The 23,007-nt window shown below is 55.8% G+C and carries 25 protein-coding genes; 16 read left to right on the top strand and 9 right to left on the bottom strand.

Going from position 1 to position 23,007, the window contains the following annotated elements:
- Nucleotides 1-71 precede the first annotated feature (71 nt).
- The 15 genes from fdhD (at nt 72) to AAE045_RS17615 (ending at nt 11,651) form a co-directional block, all read left to right on the top strand.
- Complete coding sequence (fdhD, locus tag AAE045_RS17685) at nt 72-896, top strand: formate dehydrogenase accessory sulfurtransferase FdhD (RefSeq protein ID WP_455548845.1); 825 nt, start codon at nt 72-74, stop codon at nt 894-896.
- A gap of 388 nt (nt 897-1,284) precedes the next feature.
- Complete coding sequence (locus AAE045_RS17680; protein WP_455548844.1) at nt 1,285-2,265, top strand: 6-phosphofructokinase; 981 nt, start codon at nt 1,285-1,287, stop codon at nt 2,263-2,265.
- 11 nt (nt 2,266-2,276) lie between these two features.
- A complete protein-coding gene (locus AAE045_RS17675; RefSeq protein ID WP_159772735.1) occupies nt 2,277-2,591 on the top strand; it encodes a PTS sugar transporter subunit IIB in 315 nt (104 codons plus the stop codon).
- Nucleotides 2,584-3,951, top strand: coding sequence for a PTS sugar transporter subunit IIC (locus AAE045_RS17670; protein ID WP_202305598.1), 1,368 nt, complete (start codon nt 2,584-2,586; stop codon nt 3,949-3,951). Before AAE045_RS17675 ends, AAE045_RS17670 begins: the two co-directional genes overlap by 8 nt.
- Nucleotides 3,938-4,780 carry a class II fructose-bisphosphate aldolase gene (locus AAE045_RS17665; RefSeq protein ID WP_455548843.1) on the top strand — a complete coding sequence of 281 codons (843 nt, stop codon included), beginning with the start codon at nt 3,938-3,940 and terminating at the stop codon, nt 4,778-4,780. The genes AAE045_RS17670 and AAE045_RS17665 overlap by 14 nt, the downstream gene beginning before the upstream one ends.
- A gap of 69 nt (nt 4,781-4,849) precedes the next feature.
- On the top strand, nt 4,850-5,119 hold the full coding sequence (locus AAE045_RS17660) for a hypothetical protein (protein ID WP_455548842.1): 270 nt from the start codon (nt 4,850-4,852) through the stop codon (nt 5,117-5,119).
- Nucleotides 5,120-5,128: 9 nt separating this feature from the next.
- Complete coding sequence (locus tag AAE045_RS17655) at nt 5,129-5,566, top strand: PTS sugar transporter subunit IIA (protein ID WP_202305601.1); 438 nt, start codon at nt 5,129-5,131, stop codon at nt 5,564-5,566.
- Nucleotides 5,563-6,120: an AAA family ATPase gene (locus AAE045_RS17650; protein WP_455548841.1), complete on the top strand. Its 558-nt coding sequence runs from the start codon at nt 5,563-5,565 to the stop codon at nt 6,118-6,120. The genes AAE045_RS17655 and AAE045_RS17650 overlap by 4 nt, the downstream gene beginning before the upstream one ends.
- Nucleotides 6,121-6,279: 159 nt before the next feature.
- Nucleotides 6,280-7,245: a chemotaxis protein gene (locus AAE045_RS17645; RefSeq protein ID WP_455548840.1), complete on the top strand. Its 966-nt coding sequence runs from the start codon at nt 6,280-6,282 to the stop codon at nt 7,243-7,245.
- A gap of 105 nt (nt 7,246-7,350) precedes the next feature.
- Nucleotides 7,351-8,217 (top strand): aldo/keto reductase family oxidoreductase, encoded by an 867-nt coding sequence (locus tag AAE045_RS17640; RefSeq protein WP_455548839.1) that lies wholly within the window; start codon nt 7,351-7,353, stop codon nt 8,215-8,217.
- Nucleotides 8,218-8,447: 230 nt separating this feature from the next.
- Complete coding sequence (locus AAE045_RS17635; RefSeq protein WP_455548838.1) at nt 8,448-9,140, top strand: hypothetical protein; 693 nt, start codon at nt 8,448-8,450, stop codon at nt 9,138-9,140.
- Between the two features lie 499 nt (nt 9,141-9,639).
- Nucleotides 9,640-10,119, top strand: coding sequence for an Hcp family type VI secretion system effector (locus AAE045_RS17630; RefSeq protein WP_202305607.1), 480 nt, complete (start codon nt 9,640-9,642; stop codon nt 10,117-10,119).
- A 1,013-nt stretch (nt 10,120-11,132) separates the two neighbouring features.
- On the top strand, nt 11,133-11,336 hold the full coding sequence (locus AAE045_RS17625) for a hypothetical protein (RefSeq protein ID WP_455548837.1): 204 nt from the start codon (nt 11,133-11,135) through the stop codon (nt 11,334-11,336).
- Complete coding sequence (rhuM, locus tag AAE045_RS17620; protein ID WP_455548836.1) at nt 11,333-11,530, top strand: RhuM family protein; 198 nt, start codon at nt 11,333-11,335, stop codon at nt 11,528-11,530. Before AAE045_RS17625 ends, rhuM begins: the two co-directional genes overlap by 4 nt.
- Complete coding sequence (locus AAE045_RS17615) at nt 11,502-11,651, top strand: hypothetical protein (RefSeq protein WP_455548904.1); 150 nt, start codon at nt 11,502-11,504, stop codon at nt 11,649-11,651. The genes rhuM and AAE045_RS17615 overlap by 29 nt, the downstream gene beginning before the upstream one ends.
- Nucleotides 11,652-11,818: 167 nt before the next feature.
- Here AAE045_RS17615 and rhaM read toward each other — a convergent pair whose 3' ends face one another.
- The 9 genes from rhaM to rhaB all read right to left on the bottom strand — a co-directional run bounded on the left by rhaM (nt 11,819) and on the right by rhaB (nt 21,851).
- The gene (gene rhaM / locus AAE045_RS17610) at nt 11,819-12,133 is read right to left on the bottom strand and encodes an L-rhamnose mutarotase (protein WP_271127508.1); all 315 of its coding nucleotides are present in this window, start codon (nt 12,131-12,133) and stop codon (nt 11,819-11,821) included.
- Entirely contained in the window at nt 12,130-13,278 is a 1,149-nt protein-coding gene (fucO, locus tag AAE045_RS17605; protein ID WP_202305611.1) for a lactaldehyde reductase, read from the bottom strand. Before fucO ends, rhaM begins: the two co-directional genes overlap by 4 nt.
- Nucleotides 13,279-13,373: 95 nt before the next feature.
- Entirely contained in the window at nt 13,374-14,399 is a 1,026-nt protein-coding gene (locus tag AAE045_RS17600) for an ABC transporter permease (RefSeq protein ID WP_455548835.1), read from the bottom strand.
- Nucleotides 14,396-15,400 carry an ABC transporter permease gene (locus AAE045_RS17595; RefSeq protein WP_455548834.1) on the bottom strand — a complete coding sequence of 335 codons (1,005 nt, stop codon included), beginning with the start codon at nt 15,398-15,400 and terminating at the stop codon, nt 14,396-14,398. Before AAE045_RS17595 ends, AAE045_RS17600 begins: the two co-directional genes overlap by 4 nt.
- Before the next feature lies 1 nt (nt 15,401).
- Entirely contained in the window at nt 15,402-16,913 is a 1,512-nt protein-coding gene (locus tag AAE045_RS17590; RefSeq protein WP_202305614.1) for a sugar ABC transporter ATP-binding protein, read from the bottom strand.
- A gap of 109 nt (nt 16,914-17,022) precedes the next feature.
- Nucleotides 17,023-18,015 carry a rhamnose ABC transporter substrate-binding protein gene (rhaS, locus tag AAE045_RS17585; RefSeq protein ID WP_455548833.1) on the bottom strand — a complete coding sequence of 331 codons (993 nt, stop codon included), beginning with the start codon at nt 18,013-18,015 and terminating at the stop codon, nt 17,023-17,025.
- A 183-nt stretch (nt 18,016-18,198) separates the two neighbouring features.
- The gene (gene rhaD, locus AAE045_RS17580) at nt 18,199-19,023 is read right to left on the bottom strand and encodes a rhamnulose-1-phosphate aldolase (RefSeq protein ID WP_202305616.1); all 825 of its coding nucleotides are present in this window, start codon (nt 19,021-19,023) and stop codon (nt 18,199-18,201) included.
- A 99-nt stretch (nt 19,024-19,122) separates the two neighbouring features.
- Nucleotides 19,123-20,382 carry an L-rhamnose isomerase gene (locus AAE045_RS17575; RefSeq protein WP_202305617.1) on the bottom strand — a complete coding sequence of 420 codons (1,260 nt, stop codon included), beginning with the start codon at nt 20,380-20,382 and terminating at the stop codon, nt 19,123-19,125.
- Nucleotides 20,379-21,851 carry a rhamnulokinase gene (gene rhaB, locus AAE045_RS17570; protein WP_455548832.1) on the bottom strand — a complete coding sequence of 491 codons (1,473 nt, stop codon included), beginning with the start codon at nt 21,849-21,851 and terminating at the stop codon, nt 20,379-20,381. The genes AAE045_RS17575 and rhaB overlap by 4 nt, the downstream gene beginning before the upstream one ends.
- 303 nt (nt 21,852-22,154) lie before the next feature.
- Between rhaB and rhaS (AAE045_RS17565) the strand changes: the two genes are divergently transcribed.
- Complete coding sequence (gene rhaS, locus AAE045_RS17565; protein WP_202305621.1) at nt 22,155-22,991, top strand: HTH-type transcriptional activator RhaS; 837 nt, start codon at nt 22,155-22,157, stop codon at nt 22,989-22,991.
- Nucleotides 22,992-23,007: the final 16 nt, after the last annotated feature.

Below are 23,007 nucleotides of genomic sequence, written 5' to 3'. Positions count from 1 at the left end.
TCTTCCTGAAGGGGTAGTATGTCCAGAATACCACATTGGTATTAAGGCTGTTCTCATCCGGTTAATAGAAAGTGAATAAAACTGACGTAAATCACGAAAAAAATGTGACAGAAATCGCAGGATTAAGCGCGGTGGATCTGTGGACGCGGGGCTCGCTCGAGGTTGCCAAAAGCGACTGGATTGCCGAGGAGGTGCCCGTCGCGCTGGTCTACAACGGCATTTCTCACGTGGTAATGATGGCCTCGCCGAAAGACCTGGAGCAGTTTGCGCTGGGCTTCTCTCTCTCCGAGGGCATTATTGAATCCCCTTCGGAAATTTTTGGCATCGACACCGTGCCGGGCTGCAGCGGCATCGAAGTACAAATCGAACTCTCCAGCCGCCGCTTTATGGGCCTCAAAGAGCGCCGCCGATCCCTTGCCGGGCGTACCGGCTGCGGCGTCTGTGGCGTGGAACAGCTTAATGATATAGGCCGCCCGATTATCCCACTGCCCTTTACCCAGACGTTCAGTCTGAACCTGCTGGACGCGGCGCTGGGTAAAATGCGCGAGTACCAGCCCATCGGCGAGCTGACGGGCTGCACGCACGTGGCGCTGTGGCTCAACGAGCAGGGTGAAATTCAGGATGGCAAAGAAGATATTGGCCGCCACGTGGCGCTCGACAAGCTGCTCGGCACTCGCGCCCGCCAGAACTGGCGCAGCGGCGCGGCGTTAGTCTCCAGCCGTGCAAGCTACGAGATGGTACAAAAATCCGCCCAGTGCGGGGTCGAGATCCTCTTCGCGGTTTCAGCCGCCACCACGCTCGCCGTCGAAGTGGCCCAACGCTGCAATTTGACGCTGGTGGGCTTCAGCAAGCCTGGCCGTGCGACGGTTTATACGCACCCTGAGCGGCTGCGCTAACGTTGAGAATCGCCAGCATCTTTCAGATGCTGGCTGGATGCTTTAAGAAACCCGATTCCGGCTTTTCCTTCTCCGATTTCCCGCATAAAAATGCGTGGATAGTCACAGTTTTGATATCTGCTTTTTATCCGTTATCCCATGAATTTTGCCATTCATTAAATCCCTTTCTGAAATCTACTCACCTCATTGAAATATAATATTTTTTCACGATATTAGCGTCGGTCCGCTGTTTTTTACAACGTGATATTCATCACAATAAATGACCTTTAAACCCCTCTGTCAATATTCATGGCCGCCAGATGAATCGCATTTTTGTGACACTCATTGCAAATCGAGGGCTTGTTTAAAAGGAAAAATGATTGCAGGGAAATTAAACGGGGTAAGGGTCATGAGAATCGGCATGGTAATTAGCGGCGGGGATGTAACAGGAATAAATAACTTTGTATTCCAGATCTCCAGATTAGCCCGGGCAGAAATCATTTTATTCAATGGGGGTATTCCCGGCCTGTTGCAAAATAAACATCAGGCTATTTCCCCGCGTGATTTAGTGGACTTTTCCATCGCCGCCATTCCGATTATGTCTTCGGGAAGAACCAGCCGTAAATTGACGGCCCCGGAATATGAAACCATCGCGAAGCAGCTTAAAGCCCTGCATATTGATGTGCTTATTATGGCAGGCGGCGACGGCTCGCTACAGTTTCTTCATCACCTTAGCGAGTACGGTGTGAACTGCTTCGGCGTCGGCATGACCATCGATAATGACGTTTACGGCAGCGATTACACGATTGGTTTTTCTACCGCCTGCGAACAGATTATTAAAGAGGTCGCCAAGCTGCGTAATACCGGGCGGGCGCTGCCGGGACGCGTATTTATGGTCGAGCTTCTGGGCGGCTACTGCGGCGAGCTGACGCTGCAGTCGGCGATTAAAAGCAACGCTGATTTCGCGCTGATCCCTGAATGCCAGCAGACGCTGAGCGAGCTGGCCGGGAAAATTACCGCCAGGCTTGAATCGCAAAACAGCGTCGTGATCCTCTGCTCTGAAGGCTACACCAAAGAGTACTCCCCCGGCTTTCAGGGGGCGATTGATACCATGATTAAGCAGCTTGAACCGAAAATCGGCGTGCGCATCCGTAAGTCGATAATCGGCTACAGCCTGCGTAACGGTGACCCGACCTGCGAAGAGATTTATCAGGGCACTATTATGGCCGGAGAGGTCGTGCGCTGTATCCGGTCAGGCATGAGAAATAAAGCAGTCATTATTAATTCGAGTAATAAACCGATCCCAATTGATTTAATCAGTATGCAAAAGCGCCTCGTCGACACCGAAGGGCACCATTATAAATTAGCCAGGCAACTCGATATTATTTGAGGAGTGAATCAATGCTTAAAATTCTATGCGTATGTGGCTGCGGTTTAGGTTCCAGTTTCGCCATTGAAATGACGGCGAAGGCGGTGCTTAAAAAATTAGAAATCCCTGCCGAGATTGAACACACCACCGTCTCCGAAGCGGGGGCCTTTAAATCCGATATTATTCTCACGCAAAAAACCTTCGCCGATATTTTAACGGCGGACGCCAGCGAAGAGGAAATTAAACGCGTTATCGTGCTGCACCGCTTAACGGACAAAGACGAAATCGAGCAGAAAATTGTCGCCTTTTTAAAAGAACGCAATGTGAAGGTACTCGAAAATGAATAGCATCATTAACTTTATTGTTAAGGACCTGCTGGGACAGGCATCGATTCTGATCGCCTTTATCGCCATGCTCGGTCTTTTGCTGCAGAAGAAATCGAAGGGCAAAGTGGCGGAAGGCACGTTTAAAACGCTGCTCGGCTTTTTAATCATGATGGCGGGCATCAATATTATCGTTGATACCCTGACCTTCCTGAACGATATCTTCACCCACGGCTTCGGCATGAAGGGCTACATCACCGACGTGGCGGCAATTGCGGGGCTGGCAAACCGCGAGCTGGGTTCCGAAGTGGCGCTCACGCTGATGGTGATTTTCATCGTCAACATCATCATTGCCCGTATCACGCCGTTTAAATACATCTTTCTTACCGGCCAGGCGCTGCTGTGGATGGCAACCATCGGCGCGGTTATCGGCTACAAATCGGGGCTGACAGGGGCGCCGCTGATCCTGACCGGCGGGATTTTCGGCGGGATTATGGCGGTGCTGATGCCCGCGCTTGCTCAGCCTGTGGTTCGCCGCATTACGGGCTCTGACGACGTTGCCCTCGGCCACTTCTGCACCATTGGCTACCTGGTGCAGGCGGCGGTGGCGAAGGTGGTGGGCAAAGGGTCGAAATCCACCGAAGACCTGGTGCTGCCGGATAACTTCAAATTCCTGCAGGACACCTATCTCTCTATGGCCGTGGTGATGATCCCGATGTATCTCATCCCCGCGCTGGCGGCCGGGCCGGAGTACATCAGCCAGTATTCCAACGGCGTGAACTACCTGATGTTCGCATTTATGCAGTCGATTCAGTTTGTTGCCGGGGTGTTCGTGCTTTACAGCGGCGTGCGCCTGCTGCTTAACGAACTGGTTCCCGCGTTTCGCGGCATTGCGATGCGCATTGTGCCCGACGCTAAACCCGCGCTGGACTGCCCGGTTCTTTTCCCGTATGCCCCGAACGCGGTCATCGTCGGCTTCCTGGCCACCACGGCGGGCTCCATCATCGGCATGATTGTCTTCCCGATGTTTGGCCTGGCGATGATCCTGCCCGGTCTGCTGACCAACTTCTTTGCGGGCGGCACGGCTGGCATCTTCGGTAACGCGATGGGCGGCAGGCGCGGCGCGGTGATCGGCGGCGTGGTGCACGGCCTGTTCATCACCTTCCTGCCGGCCATTCTGGTGCCGATGCTGGAAAGCTACGGCTTTACCGGCGTGACCTTCAGCGACTCCGACGTGATCAGCAGCGGCCTGATTCTGGGGCACGTCTTCCAGAATAACTGGACGTTTGTCGGCCTGTTTATTCTGTTCGTGGCGCTCATCGCCTGGTTCGTGAATGGCAAATCAACCAAACCTCAAGAGGAAAAAGCACATGAGTCTGTATAACTTCCCTGATTTATTGCAGGTGGCAAAAGCACGCGGTTTTAAAGCGGTTGGTTCCTTCAATTTACATTGTCTGGAAATGCTGCCCGCCTTTTTTAAAGCGGCAAAGGCGACGAACAGCCCATTAATGATTCAGATCTCAACCGGCACGGCGGAATATTTAGGCTATCGTTTGCTGGTCGATTCAGTTTGTTCTTTAGCGGAAAGCCAGCATATTCCGACCTGCCTGCATCTGGATCACTGTTCGGATATTGAATCTATTAAAACGGCCATCGACGCCGGGTTCAGCTCGGTGATGTATGACGGCTCGCATCTGGACATGGCAGAGAATATCGCCAATACGCGAAAAGTTATCGAAATTGCCCGCCCGCGCAATGTGTCTGTTGAAGCAGAATTAGGCGCAATTGGCGGTTCGGAAGACGGTAAGGCAGTGGCGGCGGAAGATATTTGTTTTACCACCACGGAAGATGCCCGGCACTTTGTTGATGAAACGAAGGTCGATATGCTGGCGGTCTCCGTGGGCACCGTGCACGGCCTGTACACCGGCAAGGCCAAAATCCAGCATCAGCGCCTGGCGGACATCAGCGAAGTCACCAGAACCCCGCTGGTACTGCACGGCGGGACGGGGGTCAGCGATGAGGACATGCGCCGCGCCGTGGCGGGGGGAATCGACAAAGTGAACGTCGGCACAGAGATGAACGTTCAGTGGGTCGGTCACTGCCAGCAGACGTTCGGCAAAGGCAAAGTGAACGACAGCGTGCGCAAATTTTTGATTCCGGCTAACGACGCGGTGGCTGCGGTATTAATCGAAAAGATCGCATTATTTAAATAACGACCGCGTTAATCTTTACTCTTCACTGTAACCCTGGTTGCCCGGCAATCATCGGGGCGGGAGATAGCTATGTTTGAATCATTAAAAAGACTGTTTAAGCCGGATAATACAGATACGGAAAAATATGATATTCAGGCGGCGCAGCTTGCGGCTGAATTAACGGCTCTGGAAAATACATTATCGGCAGATCCCCTGAATAGCGAAGCGCAAAAAACATTAATGCTGCGCTATAACCAGGCGTTACAGGTCTTTGCGAAGAGTAAAACGCACCGTCAGCATATTGATCCTTTATTTGTCAAAATAGACGAGCTGCGCAATATCATCCGCAGAACTATTTAAGGAGCCACTATGGCTATTAAGGAGTTATTGATCGAGGCGCAGGCAATCCAGGTCGGCGTACGTGAAAAGGACTGGCAAAAAGTTATTGAAATGGCGGCACGTCCACTGGTTGAGAACGGCTATATTTTGCCGTCCTATCACCAGGCGGTAATCGCTAATACGCTGGAGCACGGTGCCTATTACGTCTTTGAGGAAGGGGTCGCCATGCCCCATGCCAGGCCGGAGTGCGGGGTGCTGAAGAACTGCTTCAGCCTGCTGCTGCTGGCGGAGCCGATCGCCTTTGCCGACAGCGACAGGGCCGATATCGTCATCATGTTTGCCGCGAGGGACAGTAATGGCCATATAGAGGAAGGCATTCGCGCCATTGTGAACCTGCTGGGCGATGACGACGTGATGACGAAGCTGCGTCAGGCAAAGAACAAAGAGGAGGCGATCGCAATATTATGAGCCAGACTACGCGAACACAGGGCAAAACGGTGGTACTTGTGAACGGCGTTCCCGCATCCGGGAAAAGCACCGTTGCGCGTCTGCTGTCAGAACACTTTGCTTTGCCGGTTTTGACCATCGACGGGATCAAAGAGCCGTTTATGGCGCAGTTTGATGAGATCGACAGGCCGTTCAACCGGCGGCTGGGCTGCGCGGCCTACGAGGTTATCTGGTCGATAGTGGCGGACAGCCCCCGGCAGTGCGTGTTTCTGATCGACGCCTGGTTTGGCTTCCAGCCGAAGGCGTCGCTCGTCCGCTATCTTGAGCAGGCGGGTATTACCCGCGTGCTGGAAGTCTGGAACAGCATTCCCGGTAATCTTGCGGCGGCGCGCTATGCGCAAAGGCTGGACGTCAGGCGTAACGGCCACCCCGGTGAAGAGTATTTGCCGGAGCTGCTGCGGCTGGCCGACAGCGCACGGCCTATGGCGCTGGGGCCGGTCTATAGCGTGGATCAGGGGAAGCCGATAGACAGCGCGGCGCTGGTTGCCTGGCTGGGAAAGGAGCTGGAGAACTAAGCGAAACGGCCCTCTCATTTGCGCGGAGGGCCGCAGCGCCCCGCTAATACCATCAATAAGCCAATATCACTCCACTTTTTTTCCTTTCTGCCGATAACTTAACCAGGACGTTGAAACGCAGCGTGATGCCCCTCCGTCGGGCGATTATTCGAGGTAAAAGTGGATAGTTTTCAAAAAGATATTGATGAAAGGGCTAACCTTGCGTTATCCAACAAATTCGAGTTGCTGCTGTTCCGCCTGGGCAAAGGGCAGCACGCCGATAAATCTGAGCTGTACGGCATCAACGTCTTCAAGCTGCGCGAGATAGTGCCGATGCCGAAGATTAACCGGGCCGCGGGCATGGCGTCACCGCTGATGGGCATGGCCAATATCCGCGACCAGATCATCCCGGTTATCGATCTGCCCGCCGTCACCGGCTGCGTGGCCGAAACCGGCCTCAACCTGCTGCTGATCACCGAGTACGCCCGCAGCACGCAGGCGTTCGCCGTGGAATCAGTTGAAAACATTATTCGCCTGGACTGGAGCCAGGTTCACGCTGCCGAAGCGGGCGTCAGCAGCCGCAATATCACCAGCATCGCCTCGCTGGACGGCGAAGATTACAAGGGCGAGCTGGCGCTGGTGCTGGACGTTGAACAGATCCTGTATGACATCCTGCCGTCCGGCCGTAACGTTGATGTGTCCGCGATAGAAGAGAAAACCTACACCCTGAAGCCCGGGGCGGTGGCGATTGTGGCGGAAGATTCAAAGGTAGCCCGCTCCATGCTGGAGCAGGGGCTGAAAGGCATGGGCATTCCGGCGATCATGCACCCTACGGGCCTTACCGCCTGGGAAAATATTCAGGCGATCGCGGCGGCGGCGAAAGCGGACGGCGTGCCGGTCACCGACAGGATTGGCATGGTGCTCACCGACATCGAAATGCCGGAAATGGACGGTTTTACCCTGACGAGAAATATTAAAACGGATGCCGTTCTGAAAAGCATTCCGGTCATCATCCACTCGTCGCTTTCCGGCAGCGCCAACGAAGATCATGTGCGGAAAGTCGGGGCCAACGGCTACGTCGCGAAGTTTGACGTGCAGGAGCTTTCGGCGGTGATCCATAAAGCGCTGGAGGATGCGGCGCTGTAAGTCTTTTTCTGAATGCCCTCTCTTCCCGGAAAGGGCATTAACAACTATGGTTTTTTCTCCGGCTCGGGTGCATTGTTAATCATCCCTACCCATAAGAGAGACATCATGGCTTCCATCGAAAAATCAGGTTCGTTCACCCTTGGCGATCGCAAAGTTCACCGTCTCGGCTACGGCGCAATGCAGCTTGCCGGCCCCGGCGTGTTTGGCCCTGCGCGCGATCATGACGGAGCGCTGGCGGTATTAAGAGCGGCCGTTGAGGCGGGCGTGAACCACATTGATACCAGCGATTTTTACGGTCCGCACGTCACCAACAAGCTGATCCGCGAAGCGCTGGCACCTTACCCGGACAACCTGGTTATCGTGACCAAAATTGGTGCGCGCCGCAGCGACAAAGGCGACTGGCTGCCCGCTTTCTCTGCCGAAGCGCTGACCAGCGCGGTGCATGACAACCTGCGTAACCTTGGCCTTGAGCAAATCGACGTAGTGAACCTGCGCGCGATGTTCGACCCGCACAAACCGGCGGAAGGTTCCATTGCGGAACCGCTGGAAGCGCTGGCAAAACTGCAGCAGCAGGGCCTGGTGCGCCACATCGGCCTGAGCCACGTGACGCCAACGCAGATCGCCGAAGGCCGCAAAATTTGCCCAATCGTCTGCGTGCAGAACCTCTATAACCTGGCGAACCGTAACGATGACGCGCTGATTGATGACCTTGCAAAAGACGGCATCGCCTACGTGCCGTACTTCCCGCTGGGTGGCTTCTCACCTTTGCAGTCGTCGATTCTGTCGGACGTTGCCAAAGAGCTTAACGTCACCCCAATGCAGCTGGCGCTGGCCTGGCTGCTGCAGCGTTCCCCTAACATTCTGCTGATCCCCGGCACCTCGTCGGTTGCCCACCTGCATGAAAACCTGGCCGTCGCGGAGATGAAACTGTCTTCGGAAGTGATGGCGAAGCTCGAAGGAATTGCTGGATAGGAAAAGTAAGGTGGATACGCGGCAGCGCATTCCACCGCTTACACCTTATTTGCCGGATGGCGCCAGGGCTTATCCGGCCTACAATTAATTAGAATTGTGGGGTGCGCCGCCATAGTTTTATTACGAGAACATATTATTTGTAACCGTAAAACGTATTTTAAATCGGTTATTTACCCTCCCGCATAAATCGCTTACATTTGTCGGAAGTTAATAAATAGCAGGGAGCAGCTATGTATTATAAAAACGACGTCATAAGCTATTTACAGGCTAACAATATCCTCGCCCTGAAGCTCGACCACGCTTTAACAGGCGTAGGAAAAGCGATAGCAAATCAAATTGATATTATAGGATCGGGTGCAAAACGAGCCCTGTATTACACCTCCTGCTTTACGGATGAATACTATGATGTCTGCCAGCAGCAGAAAACGGAGGATATCCGATTTGCTAAGGGCGTCGGTCACCTGTTTCAACATGGCGGTGTGGTTTATGACATGCTTAAGATCTATTTTGAAGAATTATTCCGATATAAAACATCCGATCAATTAGAGCATATCAAACAGATGCTGATGGCGGTGAATGTGCATATTGCGGCCAACTCTCTCACCAGGCACGGTTTCGTGTTGGCAGTGGCCACCTCGATCGCAGTTGGTATGAATCTAAGCCTTAAGATTAGCTCCTTAGCGGGACGCACTGCGAATACGGTGGTATCTGCAGCTGGTTTATATGGTGTAGTTCAGAAAGCGGCCGATAGCGCAAATCGCCTTAATTATATTTCTCCTTCCTACTATGCTGCTTTGTATGCCCAAGAGCTTGAAATGATGTACTTCCTGGTCGAGCCAGTGTTTGAGCGATCTGGTGCGCTTAAGGTGCAATGGGCATCGGACAGCGACATTGCAGATATCATTACCAGGATGATTCGATAACCATGATGAATATTATTAAAAGGTTTTTCAGGCGACTGTTTAAATCACTTATTTATCCCTACTGCCCTGCAGTGCTAACACTCGTGTTTGCAGTCGTGTTGGTGCAATTTTTTCCTGATGGCCCAATCTGGCCCGTAGGCGTGTTCTTTATATTCATGGTGTATATCTTTGTTCGTTACGTGAAGTGGTAACGATTTTGTATGTAAGGCTCGCTCAAAATATTATGGACAGCCAATATTGCAGGATGATTCGATAACTATGATGAATATTATACAAAGAATTTTAAAACGAATCTTGAAATCATTATTTTCTATGTATGCACCTGCATTGTTAACACTTTTGTTTGCAGTAACCCTGGTACAATTTTACCCCAATGGTCCTTTATGGCCTGTACCCGTTTTCCTTGTATTTATGCTGGTTATCTTTGGTCGTTATGTGAAGTGGTAATAACCCAATAGTCAAAAACCTACTCTTACGCTCTCATTAATAAGGATATTATATGTCGACTCCCGCACATTTATGGCTTGAAGATGAAAACGGTTCACCCATTGTCGGCGGATGCTTAATGCCGCTGCGTTCAGGCTCCATCGAATTAAAATCATTTTCCCATGGGGTGACCATTCCCGTTGACCCGAACTGGGGCAAACTCACCGGTACGCGCGTTCACCGGCCTGTCGTGATAGTAAAAGAATTCGACCAGACCACCCCCGTGCTATATCGCGCCGTCTGTGAAGGCCGCAGGCTGAAAAAAGCCATTATTAAAATGTACCGCATCGTTGAAGCTGGCGTGGAGTCTGAATATTTCAATATCATCCTGGAAAACGTCAAGCTGACGACGGTTTCGCCGTATCTTTCCCCCAACGGCCTGAGCAGCACTCACCTGGAAACGCTCGAGTTACGCTACGAGGCGATCTCCTGGAAGTATACGGAAGGCAACATTATTTATCGCGACACGTGGAACGATCGCTGCACCAGCTGACGCTAAGGCTTATCCGGCCTACAACTTGTCCGAATCGTAGGGTGGATAAGCGACAGCGTCATCCACCGGTTACACCAGATTTGCCGGATGGCGCTAAGGCTTATCCGGCCTACAATTCTGATTGAACCTGTATTTCAACGTGCTGGCGCATTTGAAGCCCAAACGGCATCAGATGACAGGATGATAAGGTAGCCAGGGATGATATACATTAAAAAAATGGCGCTGTGGCTTTGACAGCAATTATTTTCGCTTTATGGCCCACCGCTGTGCGTGATCGTTTTCGCTGTTCTACAACAATATTTTTTCCCGAAGAGTCCCATTTGACCCGTTGGTTTGTTTTCGATATTCGTTATTTATATCTTTGCCCGTTACGTGAAGTGGTAACGATTTTGTATGCAGGGTTCGCTTAAAGGATGATGGACAGTTAGTATCACCAATGTGATTCGATAGCCATGATGAATATTATAAAAAGGTTTTTCAGACGACTTTTTAGATCCATGATTTCGCCCTATGTTCCTTCTGCGATCACAATCATATTTGCATTAGTGCAGGGGTATTTCTTTCCTGACAGTCCAGTCTGGCCTATAGGTCTGTTCTTCATATTCGTAGCGCTTATATATGCCCGTTATGTGAAGTGGTAATAACCCAATAGTCAAAAACCTACTCTTACACTCTCCTTAATAAGGATATTAAATGTCGACTCCCGCACATTTATGGCTTGAAGATGAAAACGGCTCACCGATTGTCGGCGGATGTAAAAGGAAAGTAGGGTGGATAAGCGATAGCGTCATCCACCGATTACACCGATTTGCCGGATGGCGCCAGGGCTTATCCGGCCTACAAGTTCTTAAGGGGGGAGGATCTGTCCTGTAGTTACCTCCAATGCAACTATTCTTTTCGTACCTTTGCGCAATTCACAAAAAAATCTGCCGCCAGTCTTGCCAGCGATTGCACAACAACAAAAAATAGCCGTAATCTTCACCTCCCTTTTCCGCTAATCAAGGATGGCCAAAATGTCTGACAACGATCTCATTCTTTACACCACGGAAGATGGAAAGGTCCAGTTCGTTTTACGTGAGTTTGGCGGACAGATTTGGCTTACGCAGCTGGAAATAGCTGAGCTTTATCAAACGACTAAACAGAATATTAGTCTGCATGTGAAGAACATTTTTTCCGAAGGGGAGCTAACAGCGAGGCAACTATCAAGGATTACTTGACAGTTCAAAGTGAGGGAGGGCGTGAAGTTCAGCGTAAAATCGCGCATTATTCATTGCCTTTGATTATTGCTGTTGGTTATCGGGTTCGCTCTCCGCGCGCAACCCAGTTCCGTCAGTGGGCGACCCGTATTCTGAATGAGTATATGTTTAAAGGCTTCGCTATGGATGACGAGCGCCTTAAAGACCCCAAATGAAGAGTTTAACAGTAACCGAAAAGCGTCCGATGCCCTGGAAGCGGACAAAGCCGAACTGCAGCAGTTAGAGCAACTGGAAAAACGTTTGAGCAAAAAAAGAAATGCCAACAAAAGCGGATAGCCAATAAAACCATCCACCGATTACATCGATTTGCCGGATGACGCTAAGGCTTATCCGGCCTACAACTGAGGTGGAAGGCGTAGGGTGGATAAGCGACAGCGCCATCCACCGTTTACAGCGATTTGCCGGATAGCGCCAGGGCTTATCCGGCCTACAGGTTCAAATCATTACTCTAAATAAAACACTTCTTTTAATTCCGCGCTCACCGGGCTGTTGTCCGGGTTGCTCGGCATAATTTCGCTCATGTGCTGCCACCAGCGCTGGCAGACTTCGGTCTGGGCGACGGCGTTCCAGCGGGCTTCCGACTCTATCTCTACCGTTGCAAAAAGCAGATGGCGTTCGGCATCAAGATAAATAGCGTAGTGATGAGCACCGTGCTGTTTAAGTACCGCCTCCAGCTCCGGCCAAATCGGCGTATGGCGGCGCTGATATTCTTCATGGGCATCGGGGTTTACCTGCATCACAAATGCTTTGCGTATCATAAAGCCTCCAGATAGAGCTCGCGCACCTCTTCACGGGTGGCGGTGCGTGGGTTACACGGCGCGCACGGGTCGGCGAGGGCTTTATCTAACCAGCCTTCAATGTCCGACGACTTCACGCCGAGCTGGCTGAAGCCGGACGGAATACCGACGCGGGCGGAAAGGGCGCGGATCGCCTCGATCGCTTTGTGGCTTGCCTGATCCTCATTCATCCCGTGGATGTTCACGCCCATGGCTGAGGCGACCTGCGCAAAGCGCGCAACGGCCTGCGGGCGGTTAAAGGCTTCGATAATCGGCAGCAGGATGGCGTTGCAGACGCCGTGGGGCAGGTTGTGCGTGGCGCCGGGCTGATGCGCCAGCGCGTGCACCAGGCCAAGGCCCGCGCTGTTGAACGCCATCCCCGCCAGGTACTGCCCGTAAGCCATCATCTCGCGCGCTTCAAGGTTATGTCCGTCATCCACGGCCTTCGGCAGCCAGGTGCTGATTAATCGAATTGCCTCCAGCGCGTTGGCGTCGGTGAGCGGGTGCGCGCCGACCGAAACATAGGCTTCAACCGCGTGGGTTAATGCATCCATGCCCGTTGCGGCGGTGACGCTGGCCGGAATATCCAGCATCACGCTCGCGTCGTCCACGGCGATATCGGGGATGATGTTTGAGTCGATAATGACCTCTTTCACCTGGCGCTGCGAGTCGATGATCACCGCGTTGCTGGTCATCTCCGCCGCCGTTCCTGCCGTGGTGTTAATCGCCACCAGCGGCACGCCCGCGTTAACCACTTTGCCTACGCCGGAATAAGCGGTAGACGGGCCGGGGTTGGCGGTCAGGATCTTCACCGCTTTGGCCGTGTCGATTGGGCTGCCGCCGCCGAAGGCGATGATGTAGTCACAGTCTGCCGCCCGGTACGCGGCAAACCCCTTCTGCACCAGCTCCTCGGTCGGGTTCGGAAAGACCTCGTCAAACAGCTCGTAAGAGAGCTGATGAGCGTCCAGCGCGGTGAACAGGCTGTCGAGCAGCCCCATTTTCACCAGCTGACCGTCGGTGACGACCAGCGCTTTGCCCCAGTTTTTACCCGCAACCAGCTTAACCATATCGCCGATTGCGCCCGCGCCGTGAAGGCTGATTTTTGGTAAGGCCAACATAAAGCTCATTGTTATTTTCCTTAATATTGCAGTTTTTGAATTCTTGTTCGCTCCCCTCCAGGGTAAGCGTAGGACGGGTAAGCAATGCGTCACCCGCCGAAAATTTAGTGGTGGATGACGCTGCGCTTATCCACCCTACGTTGTATGAAGCGCCGGGTAAGAATCGGCAGGGAAATCACCACGATCAGCATCAGGCCGACGATAATCGACATCACGATGCCCGGCACGTTGAGCAGGCTCAGGCCGAAGGTCACCAGCCCCATCAGGAAGGCGGCGATAACCACCCCGGTGATGCTGCCGGAGCCGCCAAGAATATTGACGCCGCCCAGCACCGCCATGGTCACCACGGCAAGCTCCCAGCCCATGGCAATCGTTGGCCTGGTGCTGCCTAACCTTGAGGTCAGCAGCACCGCCGCAAGCCCGGCCATCACGCCGACCAGCACGAAGAGGATCATGTTGTGCCGTTTGACGTTGATGCCGGAATACCACGCGCCGGTCGGGTTATTGCCGATGGCGTAAGTGCGGCGGCCAAAGTTGGTTTTGTGCAGCAGGAAAGCGAACGCGCCCGCCAGCACGATAAACAGCGTGAACTCAAACGACAGCGCGCCCCACACGTAGCCCTGCCCGAACCATGCGAAGCTCTCAGGCCAGGTGTTCAGCGCCTGGTCGCCGAGCAGAATGTAGGTGATGCCGCGGTACAGGCTCATGGTGCCGATGGTGATGACGATGGACGACAGGTTAAAGCGCGTCACCAGCCAGCCGTTGAACAGGCCGCAAAGCAGCCCGACGCCCAGCCCTACGCAGACCAGCAGCGGCGTATCCATGCCCGCCTGGGCGCAGAAGCCCATTGCCGTGGAGCTGAGCGCAATAGTGGAAGCGACGGACAGGTCAATCTCCCGGGCGATAATCAGCATGGCCATCGGCAGCACGATGATCGCTTTCTCGGTGAAGTTGAAGGTGGCGTCCGACAGGTTCCAGACGTTCAGGAAATAGGGAGAAGCCAGCGCGTTCGCCACAAATACCGCCAGCGTCACCGCCAGCAGGAACGTTTCCCAGCACAGCAGCTTTTTAAGGCGCGAGTCGGGACGGGCGACGGGGGCCGCCTGCTCAGAGATCAGCGTTTTATTCATGGTTTCACCGCCTCTTTTTGTCGGGAAAGCGCGACGTCGCGCAGAATCAGCCTGCCTTTACGCTTGTTGCCGCGCTCGTTGAGCAGCACCGCAATCACAATTACCGCCCCGGAAATCGCCATCTGCCAGAACGGCGAGACGCCGATCACCGGCAGCGCGTTGTTGATCACGCCGAGGAACAGTGCGCCGAACAGGCAGCCCAGCACGCGGCCAGTGCCGCCCATGGTGCTGATGCCGCCAATCACGCAGGCTGCTACGATTTGCAGTTCAAAACCGTTAGCCACGTCAACATACGCAACGGCAAAGCGCGAAATCCACAGATAGCCGCAGAATCCCGCCAGCGCGCCGCTCAGGCTGAAGCTGATGAACTGCATTTTTCCGGCGTTGATGCCCGTGTAGTACGCGGCGGTGGCGTTGCCTCCGGCGGTGTACATCGCGCGCCCGGTGCGGCTGTAGCGCAGGAAGTAACCGACCAGCAGCAGGGCCGCCACGGCGCACCAGCTCAGCAGCGGCATCCCCAGCACGGCGGTGCGCGGCAGCGCCAGGAAACCGGCGCTCATCTGGTGGGCGTTTATCCAGCCGCCGTTGGTCAACAGGAAGATAATCCCCCGGAAGATGCTCATGGTGCCGAGCGTCACGACAATCGCCGGGATGCCGAGCTTCCAGACCAGCAGCCCGTTGATGATGCCCATCAGCAGGCCGAGCAGGGTGGCGATAACCAGCAGCACGGCGACGGGGATCTCAGGATGATGGAAGTTGAGCAGGGCGACGCACATGCCGGTCAGCGCCAGGTTGGCCGCCATCGACAGGTCGATGCCCCTGGTGAGCAGCACCATCATCTGGCCGAGCGCGAGAATAATCAGAATGGACGTGTCGTTGAACATCTCCACCAGGTTGGACGGCGCGAGGAACGACGGCGCGCGGCTGCCAATCGCCAGCACCATCAGCACGATGACCCCGGCGAGCAGGGCCTCACGATGTTTAAGCAGGGTCTGCCACATGTTATGCCGCCTCCTCGCCCACGCCGCTGGCGGCGCTGACGATAGTCTCCGCGCTCGCCTCACCGGCCCTGTACTCCGCCACCATCAGCCCTTCGTGCATGACGATAATCCGGTCGGCCATGCCCATCACCTCCGGCAGCTCCGACGACACCATGATCACCGCCAGCCCCTGGCCGACCAGCTCGGACATAAACTGGTGCACCGCCGCCTTCGAGCCGATATCAATGCCCTTGGTTGGCTCGTCCAGAATGATGACCGCAGGTCTGGTCGCCAGCCATTTGCCGATCACCACCTTCTGCTGGTTGCCGCCGGACAGGGTTTCGACCGGCTGCCGCCAGCTTGAGGCTTTGACCTGGAGCCGCTTCGCATATTCATCCGCCAGCGCCCATTCCCGGGCGTCGTTGAGCACGCCGTTCGGGTTGAGGCGGGAAAGCTGCGGCAGGCTGATGTTCTGGCTGATGGGCAGCCCGATAATCGCCCCCTGCTTCTGGCGCTCTTCCGGCACGCAGACAATTCCGGCCCTGATGGCGTCCGCGGGCTGGCTGAACTGCCTCGGCTGCCCGTTGAGGCGGATTTCGCCGTGGCTCGGGCGTGACACGCCGGACAGCGCCTGCATCAGCTCCGTACGCCCGGCGCCGACCAGGCCGTAGAAACCGAGGATCTCGCCTTTGCGCAGGGTGAAATTGATGTGCGCGAACTCCGTTGGGTGACAGAGATCTTTCACCTCCAGCACCGTTTCGCCCGGCTCGCAGGACGTTTTCGGGTACGCGTGGCTGATCTCACGCCCGACCATCATCGTCACCATGCGCTCTTCGCTGATGTCGCTGATTTGCCCGGAGCCGATATATACGCCGTCGCGCAGGATGGTGTAGTGGTCGGCAATCGCAAAAATTTCGTCGAACTTGTGCGAGATAAACAGGATGGCTTTGCCTTCGCGCTTCAGGCGTCCGACGATCTGGTAGAACTCAACGATTTCATGCTGCGAAAGGGCGGCGGTTGGCTCATCCAGAATCACCACCTGGGCGTCGAACGACAGCGCGCGGGCAATCGCCACCATATGGCGCTGGGCGATGCTCAGGGTTTTCAGCGTGGCGCGGGGGTCTATCTGCACTTCAAGGCGGGCGAGGAGATCCCGCGCCTGCCGGTGCATGGCGGGCCAGTCGAGCTTCTTAAACAGGCCGCGATACAGATAGTGGCCGACAAAAATGTTTTCGGTGACCGTCAGCTCGTCGAAGAGCACGGTTTCCTGATGGATCGCGGTGATGCCGACCTTGTGCGCCGACTCCGGGTTGGGCAGCGTAATCGGGATCGCTTTATAGAGCAGCTCGCCCTCTTCGGGCTGGTAAATTCCGGTCATCACTTTGACCAGGGTTGATTTGCCCGCGCCGTTCTCACCGATAAGCGCGGTGACTTTGCCCGGCCACAGGTCGAGATGAACGTTTTCAAGGGCGCGCACGCCGGGGAACAGTTTGGTTATCCCCCTGAGTGACAGCAGCGGTGTGGTAACTGTCATCGTAAATTCCCCATCCAGAATGCACAAAATGGTGGATGGCGCTGGCGCTTATCCACCCTACATTGAGCCGTGCAGGGCGGGTAAGCGAAGGGCTACCCGCCGAACACAATCAGAAGATTTTGGAGAATTTATCGATGTTGCTGGCGTCGTAAACAAAGGGTTCGGCCATCGCGCCGCTGCCGTCGGCGTCGAGCTTAACTTTGCCCAGCTTGCCCATGCTGGCTTCGGTTTTGGTGGCGCTGCCTTTGACTAAGTCATCCGCCAGGTAGGTCGCCGCGTAGCCCAGGTCGATAGGGTTCCAGATGGCGAAGCTTTTTGACGCGCCGGATTTCACCGCGCCCGCCATTTCAGACGGCAGGCCGAGGCCGGTTACGTAAACCTTGCCGATTTTTCCCTGGTCCTTCACCGCCTGCGCGGCGGCAACGATGCCCACCGAAGACGGGGAAACGATGACTTTCAGATCAGGATAAGATTTCAGCAGGCCGACGGTTTCGCGGTAGCTCTTGTCAGACAGGTCGTCGCCGTAGGCCACGGTCACCAGGTTGACGGACGGATACTTCGGCAGCACCTTTTTCATCTCCGCAATCCAGATGTTCTGGTTGGTGGAGGTCGGCGTCGCGCTTAATACCGCCACGTCGCCTTTTTCAATGTTCATCGCCTTCAGCGCATCGGCGGCGAGCCTGACGTTGGTTTCGCCAATCAGCGCGTTATTGGAGGGATTAAGGTGGATCTGACGGCCCTCTTTCGCCACCCCGGAATCCCAGGAGACGACTTTGATGCCGCGCTGCATGGCTTTTTTCAGCACCGGGACAAGGGCGTCCGGATCGTTGGCGGAAATGGCGATGGCGTCAACGCCCTGAGCGATCAGGCCGTTGAGTACTTCAATCTGTGCTTCTGCGGTAGTGGTCGTCGGGCCGGTGTAAATGACCTTCACATCCCCCAGCTCTTTGGCGGCCTCCTGCGCCCCCACGTTCGCTGCTTCAAAGAAACCGTTGCCGAGGGATTTCGCAACCAGCGCGATCTTCACTTCGGCAAGGGCAGAACCGGACAACGCCAGTGCGGCAACGGTGAGTGTACAGCCTACTATTGCTTTAATTTTCATAGCTTATACTCCACGGGTAGGGACAGTTTGCAGGTGTTTTTTATTTTTATTCACGGTACTTTTTGTCGGATGACGCTGCGCTTATCCGACCTACAAAGAAAATGCAGGGTGAATAAGCGCAGCGTCATCCAGTGTTCATTTTTGTAGGGTGGATAAGCGCAGCGCCATCCACCGTTTACAGACTTAAAGCTCTAAAGCACTTGCCAGCGGCGTGACGCCAAAACGTTTACCTAGTGCGATAAGCTCATCGCGAGAGATGGTCTGTTTCATGCCGCCCATCGAAATCACTTTCACCAGCACCTCTGCCGACTTCTCGGCGGTGTCGATCAGCCCAAAGGCCTCGTCGAACGTCGGGCCGCTGCCGAAAACGCCGTGGAACGGCCACAGCACCAGCGAGTGTTTCTGCATCTGGCCCGCGGTGGCGTCGCCGATCTCGTCGGTGCCCGGCACCATCCACGGCAGAATACCCACGCCGTCCGGGAAGACCACCAGACATTCGGTGCTGCCTTCCCACAGCTTACGGGTGATGACGTCGGTGTCGTTTTCCAGCACGTAGGTCAGGGCAATCAGGTTGGTGGCGTGGCAGTGCATGATCACGCGATCTTTTCCATCGGTAACCTTCTTGCGCACGCAGTGCGACTGGAAGTGCGACGCCAGCTCCGAGGTCGGCACCGCTTCGTTTTCCAGCCCCCACAAAATGTGGTAGCCGGTGCCCTTGTTGTCCACTTTTACCACGCCGATATTTGCCGCCGGGTCGAGCTGCACGTTGCGGAAGAACTTGCCGGAGCCGGTGACGATAAACGGTGTGTTGGCAAGATCCGGCATCTGCTGGCTCAGCTTGATGTAGCGCGGTGCGGCGTGGAAGTCGTCCGTGAACGGTGCAATGTCCGCCTCGTCAAGACGCATGGTGATGTTGCCGCCGTTGCGCTCGTCCCAGCCCTTCAGCCAGGCGTCGCTGGTCGCTTTGATCATGCCTTCAACAAACCAGGCGTTAAGGATGTTCTGCATAGTATTTTCCTGTCTGAACTGGCGGATGACGCTGACGCTTATCCGCCCTACGATAATTAGTTACAAGGTGGATAAGCGCAGCGCCATCCACCGACTCTCTTAAGCGCGCTTGCTCAGCGTCTCTTTTTCGTAATGGCGAACCGTGTTCAGCCACTGCGCGTCCGCTGGCGTGTCGTTGCGCTGGCAGTACATCTCCCAGACCGCCTGCCACGGCAGGCACTTCTGCTCTTCCAGCAGCGCCAGACGCGCGGTGTAGTCGCCCTCTTTTTCAAGCTGGCGCAGGGTTTCGGTTGGCTCCAGCAGCGCGCGCAGCAGGGCCTTCTTCATGTTGCGGGTGCCGATAACCCACGCCGCGATGCGGTTGATGGACGCGTCGAAGAAATCGAGGCCGATATGCACCCGGTCGAACAGGTCGTGGCGGATGATTTCGCTGGCGATGGCCTGGGTTTCGTCATCCAGCAGCACCACGTGGTCGCTGTCCCAGCGCACAGGACGGCTGACGTGCAGCAGCAGGCGCGGCACGTAGAGCATGGCGCTGGAGATCTTGTCGGAGATAACTTCGGTCGGGTGGAAGTGGCCAGCATCCAGGCACAGCGCGGTCTGGCGGCTGGTGGCGTAGCCGAAGTAAAACTCGTTGGAGCCGACGGTGTAGCTTTCCGCACCGATGCCGAACAATTTGCTCTCTACCGCGTCGATGTGGTGCGCCGGGTTCAGCTTCTCGCTGATGACTTCATCAAGGGCTTCCAGCAGGCGCTGGCGCGGGGCCAGGCGGTCAACGGTGATGTCTTTCATGCCGTCCGGGATCCAGATGTTCATCACCGACGGCGTGCCGAGCTGTTCGCCAAAGTAAGCGGAGACTTTGCGGCTGGCCTTCACGTGGTCAATCCAGAACTGGCGGATATTGTCGTCGGCGTGGGAGAGGGTGAAGCCGTCCGCGCTCAGCGGGTGGGAGAAGCAGGACGGGTTGAAATCCAGCCCCAGCCTGTTGGCTTTTGCCCATTCCACCCAGTTTTTAAAGTGTTCTGGTTTGATTTTGTCGCGGGAAACCGGGGTGTCGGATTCCAGGTAGATCGCGTGCAGGTTCAGGCGCTTCGGCCCTGGGATCAGACTCAGCGCCTGCTCCAGATCGGCACGCAGTTCAGCCGCGTTGCGCGCCTTGCCCGGATAGTTACCGGTGGCCTGGATACCGCCGCTCAGCGTGCCCTCCGGGTTTTCAAATCCGGCAACGTCGTCGCCCTGCCAGCAGTGCATTGAAACCGGCAGGCGGTCGAGCTGATGCAGCGCGGCTTCAACATCTACGCCCACGGCGGCAAAGCGCTGCTTAGCCAGTTCCCAGGCCCGATCGATAGTGGTGGTCATGCGCAAAACTCCTTACAGGTTTGACGGTTGTGCTGAAACTGCGCCACGTAGCGGGCAATTTCGCTGTCTGTTTGAGGGGAAAAGGGGGTGAGTTCGTAGTTAGCGGCGACGACTTTGCGGAAGTCATCGACGTCGGTAATTTCGTCCAGCGCCATCAGCTGACAGCCGACGTTGCCGAGGGTGGAGGCCTCTACCGGCCCGGCGAGCACCGGCACGCCGCAGGCGTCGGCACAGAGCTGGTTGAGCAGGGCGTTCTGGCTGCCGCCGCCGACGATGTGCAGGCAGCTCACCGGGCGGCCGCGCAGATCGGCCAGCTCTTTGAGAATTTGCGCGTACAGCAGCGCCAGGCTGTCGAAAATGCAGCGCGCCAGCTCGCTGTTGTCGAGCGGCACCGGCTGGTGGCTCTCCCGGCAGGCGGCCTGGATTTCGCGGCTCATGCTTTCCGGGTTGATGAAGCGGTCGTCGTTCGGGTTAATTACGAACTTACAGGCCGGGATAAGCTGGGCGCGGGCAATCAGGTCCGGCAGGTCGGTTATTTTCAGCTCGCGGGTCACGCGCTGGAGCAGCCACAGCCCCATAATATTTTTCAGCACGCGGTAGCGGCCTTCCGCTCCGCCTTCGTTGGTGATGTTAGCGGCCAGCGCCTTCGGCGTGGCGTACGGCGTTTTGCTCTCCATGCCCATCAGCGACCAGGTGCCGGAAGAGAGATAGGCCGCGTCTTTGTCTTTCAGCGGCGCGCCGATGACCGCGCTGGCGGTGTCGTGCGTGGCAACGGAGACGACCGGGATTTTATTGCCTTCGCGGCAGATCCACTGGCCGATAACGTTGCCGGGATGGGTCGGGGTGCCGAACCATTTTTGCGGAACGCCGGCCCAGGCGAGCAGGGTTTCATCCCAGCTGTCGCTGTTGATGTTCACCAGCTGAGTGGTGGTGGCGTTGGTGTACTCCCAGTTCAGCGCGCCGGTCAGGCGGTAGCAGAAGTAGTCGGGGATCAGCAGCGCGTGTTCGACCTTATCGAGCAGCTCCGGCTGCCGTTCGCTAAGAGCGCGCAGCTGGTAAAGGGTATTGAAGGGCAGAAACTGGATGCCGGTGCGGCGATAGATCTCTTCGCGGCCTAATTCGCCCAGCGCCCTGTCCATCACGCCGTCGGTGCGGCTGTCGCGGTAAGAGACGGGCAGGCCGACGCGGTTGCCGTCGCGGTCAATCAGCACGAAATCCACGCCCCAGGTGTCGATGCCGATGCTGTCGATGCGAATGCCTTCGTCGCACGCCTTTTGCAGGCCGGTGCGGATCTCGCCTTCCAGCGCGTCCAAATCCCAGGCGGTGGTTTCCTCTACCTGTTTCAGACAGTTGCTGAAACGGTGAATTTCTCGCAGGCAGATGTGGCGGGTGCCGCTTTCGAAGCGGGCCAGCATGACGCGGCCGCTTGAAGCGCCCAGGTCAACCGCAACGCTATGGCGTACAGTCATGGTCGGGGGTCCTTACAAAAGAGTTGCCCCCACTTTAGAAAGGAACGCCCGCGCCCACCTTCTCATTACTGACAGCGCGAATGGCCCGCTGGCAAAGATGCAAAGATGAACGTGAGTGATGTCACAGAATCGCGCTTGCACCGCTCTCATGCGGCCTGTGACGCTATCCACACTTCCCGATCTTTCCCGTCGTTTCTTAAAAAACGTGCAGCTTTTAGCGGATTTCGCGTCGAAAATTTAAGGTGCTGATGAGAAGGGTTATCTACTATCAGGCATCGGTTTATCAGCGTGGTGGGCGTGAGAATGACAATACTGCATGGCTTTGACTTCTTCCCTTCAGGTGCCGCGTCGGTGGCGATTGAGCCGCGTTTGCCGCAGGCTGCGTTTCCGGAACACCACCACGACTTCTGCGAAATTGTGATTGTCGAGCACGGCACCGGGACGCACGTCTTCAACGGCCAGCCCTACACGCTGAGCGGCGGATCGGTCTGCTTCGTGCGCGATCACGACCGCCATCTTTACGAGCACACGGAAAACCTCTGCCTGACCAACATTCTTTACCGCGCGCCGGATGCGTTTTGCTTTCTTTCCGGGCTGGATAAGCTGCTGCCGCAGGAACAGGATGGCCTCTATCCGTCCCACTGGCGCGTGAATCAGCCCGTTTTGCAGCAGGTGCGTGGGCTTATCGAACAGTTTGAAAATATAGGGGAAAGCGCGGATACCCACGCCGTCGCCAACCGGGAAATCCTCTTTATGCAGCTGCTGGTGCTGCTGCGTAAGGGCAGCATGGCGGAAGGTGCGACAAACTCCGAAGGGCGGCTCAATCAGCTGATGGCGTGGCTGGAAGAGCATTTTGCCGAAGAGGTATGCTGGGAGCAGCTCGCCTCGCAGTTCACCCTTTCCCTGCGCACGCTGCACCGCCAGCTGAAACAGCAAACCGGCATGACGCCGCAGCGCTACCTGAACCGTTTACGCCTGATGAAAGCGCGTCACCTGCTGCGCCACGGCGAAGAGAGCGTCACGGATATCGCCTTCCAGTGCGGCTTCGGCGACAGCAACCACTTCTCAACCCTGTTCAAACGCGAGTTCGCCTGGTCCCCACGCGAAATTCGCCAGGGGCGGGATACCCAACTTCAGTAATCGCGAAGACAGTCAC

The organism is Dryocola clanedunensis (genome assembly GCF_038405435.1).
Classification (GTDB): Bacteria; Pseudomonadota; Gammaproteobacteria; order Enterobacterales; family Enterobacteriaceae; genus Dryocola; species Dryocola clanedunensis_A.
This window is presented reverse-complemented; position numbering and strand designations above follow the sequence as displayed.

Excerpts from the sequence above, each read along its gene's own strand:
- AAE045_RS17680 (WP_455548844.1), top strand. The coding sequence starts at position 1,285 with ATGAGAATCGGCATGGTAATTAGCGGCGGGGATGTAACAGGAATAAAT.
- AAE045_RS17675 (WP_159772735.1), top strand. The coding sequence starts at position 2,277 with ATGCTTAAAATTCTATGCGTATGTGGCTGCGGTTTAGGTTCCAGTTTC.
- AAE045_RS17670 (WP_202305598.1), top strand. The coding sequence starts at position 2,584 with ATGAATAGCATCATTAACTTTATTGTTAAGGACCTGCTGGGACAGGCA.
- AAE045_RS17665 (WP_455548843.1), top strand. The coding sequence starts at position 3,938 with ATGAGTCTGTATAACTTCCCTGATTTATTGCAGGTGGCAAAAGCACGC.
- AAE045_RS17660 (WP_455548842.1), top strand. The coding sequence starts at position 4,850 with ATGTTTGAATCATTAAAAAGACTGTTTAAGCCGGATAATACAGATACG.
- AAE045_RS17655 (WP_202305601.1), top strand. The coding sequence starts at position 5,129 with ATGGCTATTAAGGAGTTATTGATCGAGGCGCAGGCAATCCAGGTCGGC.
- AAE045_RS17650 (WP_455548841.1), top strand. The coding sequence starts at position 5,563 with ATGAGCCAGACTACGCGAACACAGGGCAAAACGGTGGTACTTGTGAAC.
- AAE045_RS17640 (WP_455548839.1), top strand. The coding sequence starts at position 7,351 with ATGGCTTCCATCGAAAAATCAGGTTCGTTCACCCTTGGCGATCGCAAA.
- AAE045_RS17635 (WP_455548838.1), top strand. The coding sequence starts at position 8,448 with ATGTATTATAAAAACGACGTCATAAGCTATTTACAGGCTAACAATATC.
- AAE045_RS17630 (WP_202305607.1), top strand. The coding sequence starts at position 9,640 with ATGTCGACTCCCGCACATTTATGGCTTGAAGATGAAAACGGTTCACCC.
- AAE045_RS17625 (WP_455548837.1), top strand. The coding sequence starts at position 11,133 with ATGTCTGACAACGATCTCATTCTTTACACCACGGAAGATGGAAAGGTC.
- AAE045_RS17615 (WP_455548904.1), top strand. The coding sequence starts at position 11,502 with ATGACGAGCGCCTTAAAGACCCCAAATGAAGAGTTTAACAGTAACCGA.
- rhaM (WP_271127508.1), bottom strand. The coding sequence starts at position 12,133 with ATGATACGCAAAGCATTTGTGATGCAGGTAAACCCCGATGCCCATGAA.
- fucO (WP_202305611.1), bottom strand. The coding sequence starts at position 13,278 with ATGAGCTTTATGTTGGCCTTACCAAAAATCAGCCTTCACGGCGCGGGC.
- AAE045_RS17600 (WP_455548835.1), bottom strand. The coding sequence starts at position 14,399 with ATGAATAAAACGCTGATCTCTGAGCAGGCGGCCCCCGTCGCCCGTCCC.
- AAE045_RS17595 (WP_455548834.1), bottom strand. The coding sequence starts at position 15,400 with ATGTGGCAGACCCTGCTTAAACATCGTGAGGCCCTGCTCGCCGGGGTC.
- AAE045_RS17590 (WP_202305614.1), bottom strand. The coding sequence starts at position 16,913 with ATGACAGTTACCACACCGCTGCTGTCACTCAGGGGGATAACCAAACTG.
- rhaS (WP_455548833.1), bottom strand. The coding sequence starts at position 18,015 with ATGAAAATTAAAGCAATAGTAGGCTGTACACTCACCGTTGCCGCACTG.
- rhaD (WP_202305616.1), bottom strand. The coding sequence starts at position 19,023 with ATGCAGAACATCCTTAACGCCTGGTTTGTTGAAGGCATGATCAAAGCG.
- AAE045_RS17575 (WP_202305617.1), bottom strand. The coding sequence starts at position 20,382 with ATGACCACCACTATCGATCGGGCCTGGGAACTGGCTAAGCAGCGCTTT.
- rhaB (WP_455548832.1), bottom strand. The coding sequence starts at position 21,851 with ATGACTGTACGCCATAGCGTTGCGGTTGACCTGGGCGCTTCAAGCGGC.
- rhaS (WP_202305621.1), top strand. The coding sequence starts at position 22,155 with ATGACAATACTGCATGGCTTTGACTTCTTCCCTTCAGGTGCCGCGTCG.